Source organism: Chamaesiphon sp. VAR_69_metabat_338 (assembly GCF_031423935.1).
GTDB lineage: Bacteria > Cyanobacteriota > Cyanobacteriia > Cyanobacteriales > Chamaesiphonaceae > Chamaesiphon.
Window position 1 is genome coordinate 1 of the sequence record NZ_JANPGM010000099.1, and the last position, 2,210, is coordinate 2,210.

Sequence of the window (2,210 nt, forward strand, 5' to 3'; positions counted from 1 at the left end):
AAAGCCATCGGGTTACAAAGTAACTGTTTGGCAACTTGCAACATGGCAATCCCCCGATTATCGAAGGTCAGATCGGTTTCGATAATTACTTCTATGCGGCGAATCAGGGACAAACCGGCATGTTGGAGGACTTGAGATAGATAGTCTGGTCGATCGACAAAAATGGCGGGAAATGTCTGGCGGTAGCTTTGAACTAGAGCTAATAAGACTGGCTGTAAACTACTCAGTGGCACGATCGCTAGCTGCAAGGATTCCTGCAAGCTTAATTCATTACTGACGACTAAGTTTTCTAGCCATAGTTGTAGATAACTATTAATTAAATTGCCCAAATCCGCCGCCGGATCGCCCCAGCGAGCGCGCTCCCAATCGATCGTCCGAATACGGCTTGTAGGTGGTGTTTCTAAATGATGAATGAGCAGGTTATTGAGCTTGAGATCGTTATGCGCGAGGCAACACGCTTGATGATTTTGAGCGAGTCGATCGACGGCTGCTGCCAGACTGGGATATTGCTGATAGAGCTTGTAAAACTGACAACATTCGATCGGCACGACTCCAAAGATACCCGAATGCAGGTTGTGGAGATGCTGGACAACCCGCTGCGCGGGGTTGCGGGGCTGACCGAGAGTAGTTTCTAGTAATTCCTGCCAGCTCCGATCGTATGTGAGCCGATGGACTAGACCGATTTTGTGACCGATCTCGATCGCGATGTCTGGGTCGTATTCCTGTCGATCGTCATAATATGCTTGCAAATCGTCATAAGTTTCCCAGAAATGATTGACCACGATCGAATTCTCTCGATCGACATACAGCGTACGGGGCATAAAATCGCGCAATTCACTTAATGTGGAATGGCGATCGATCAGCTGTTGCAGTTGCCATTCTGTAAAAAGTTCGTCAGATTGTTGGCCATTAGCATCTGAAGTTCCTTGTTTTACCAGCAGGGGTTGTCGATCTGGGGAACTAACTAAAATATTAAAATTTTTGGCATTTAATCTGGTCAGGCTGGTAGTTTGCCGATCGAAGTTTGCTAGCTGGTGTCGAGCGAGATAAGCTAAAACATTCTCAGAATCTAGGATAAAGTTCATCGTATTCTTGGCGATCGGATCTCACGGTTTAGGTTCGGCATCTAGATTCTGGGTCGCTCGTCACAACATTAGAGAGCCGATCTAATTCTCAGCCAACTAAGTATTTGGTGTAATTTTTGCTGGCTTTATGACTTTCAAAACTAGTCATTGTGGAGTTTTACCTCTCTTATATTGCCCGCATCTGACGGGGATTATTGCTATCAATATTAAAGTTTCACTTCTGACAAGACAATACTGATTTCGCGATTCATCCCTAGATTAGATCGATAAAAAAACCATAGACAACATGCAGATCGACTGAAATGATCGCGCTCGTGCTTTTTCCCTGCCAATTTGGGAACTATTAAGCTTGAGCAGCAGCGGATCGGCTAAACGTATTTTGGTCGAACGAGCGGGAGTAGTCGATCTTTCGAGCAGATCGATCGCGTATTCGATCTCCATAACCAGCCAATATTTAGCCAGCAATGCCCATCGCTACCACCCAATCGATCGATATTTCTGCCGACCAGTGGCAGTCGCTACTAGGCGAGCAGCTACCGGAGCAGACTTTAAAGTGGCTCAACGAGCGAATTCAGATCTCCGAAATCCCAGCAGGGCAAAGCTTCTGGCATTCGGCTAGCGATGCGATCGGTTTGTATATTGTGTTGGCTGGTAAAGTCCGGTTATTTGACGATCGCGATGAAAAACTAGTCGCACTAGGGGTCGGCGATACCTTTGGGATCGATCGACTGTTTGAGCCGCCACATTTAGCCAACCACAGTGCCAAGGCTGCTCTAACCAAGAATTCGCATGGGGCGATCGTTGGATTCGTGCTGGCGGCTGATATCGAACAACTCTGGCAAGAATTTCCGAACATCGAGACACATCTCCAACAGCACCGTCAATTAGTCTCCCAGCATCAAGAAGGTAGTTCGGGAAGTGCGATCTCTCCCGTCGTGCTGACACCGCAACAGATTGTTAATAATAGCTGGCAACAGCCCAACCCAGAACCAGCCAAAGTCAAAGCCTATTTCCCTTCACCCACTCGGCAAATTACGCGGTGGTGGCAAAAACAGTTAGGGAATTATCCGTTCTACGCGCAACAGAGTGCGGCGGATTGTGGGGCGGCTTGTTTGGTGATGGTTG

At 47.5% G+C, this 2,210-nt stretch carries 1 protein-coding gene and 1 pseudogene; one reads left to right on the forward strand and one right to left on the reverse strand.

Going from position 1 to position 2,210, the window contains the following annotated elements; all coding sequences use genetic code 11:
- Nucleotides 1-1,085: phosphotransferase (locus tag RMO84_RS02910; protein WP_310486950.1), on the reverse strand; the 1,085-nt coding region annotated here is incomplete at its 3' end.
- Nucleotides 1,086-1,549: 464 nt separating this feature from the next.
- On the opposite strand from RMO84_RS02910, the pseudogene RMO84_RS02915 reads away from it, so the two are divergent.
- Nucleotides 1,550-2,210 (forward strand): annotated as a pseudogene (locus RMO84_RS02915) (hypothetical protein); the annotation flags it as partial.